1 pseudogene is annotated in these 343 nt (G+C 58.3%); it reads left to right on the top strand.

Annotated elements, in window-relative coordinates:
* Nucleotides 1–35: 35 nt before the first annotated feature.
* A pseudogene (locus tag ACM6I6_RS26215) lies at nt 36–343 on the top strand (RHS repeat-associated core domain-containing protein); the annotation flags it as partial.

Here is a 343-nt window from a genome sequence, read left to right as displayed (position 1 = left end):
GCTTAGGGGACTCGACCTTACATGGAGTCCCACAGATGCCTGCCTCCCCTCACTCAACTGAACTGTGCCGCTACCGCTACGATCCTCTGGACCGTCGGGTTGCCTCCACGCTCCACCAGCAGACCGACCTCCAGCACTTTTACTGTAAAACTCGCTTGGCCAGCGAAATACAAGGTGCACAGCACCGCAGCATCTTCCAGCATGACGACCAGCTATTGGCGCAACGGTCGAGCCAGAACGCCAAGGTCGATACCACCTTGCTGGCAACCGATCAGCAACGATCGGTGCTGAATACGCAGAGCGCCACGCAATCCCAAGCCTTCGCCTACACCCCTTATGGCGA

Source organism: Pseudomonas sp. IT-P218, assembly GCF_949767605.1.
Classification (GTDB): domain Bacteria; phylum Pseudomonadota; class Gammaproteobacteria; order Pseudomonadales; family Pseudomonadaceae; genus Aquipseudomonas; species Aquipseudomonas putida_AE.
This window is presented reverse-complemented; position numbering and strand designations above follow the sequence as displayed.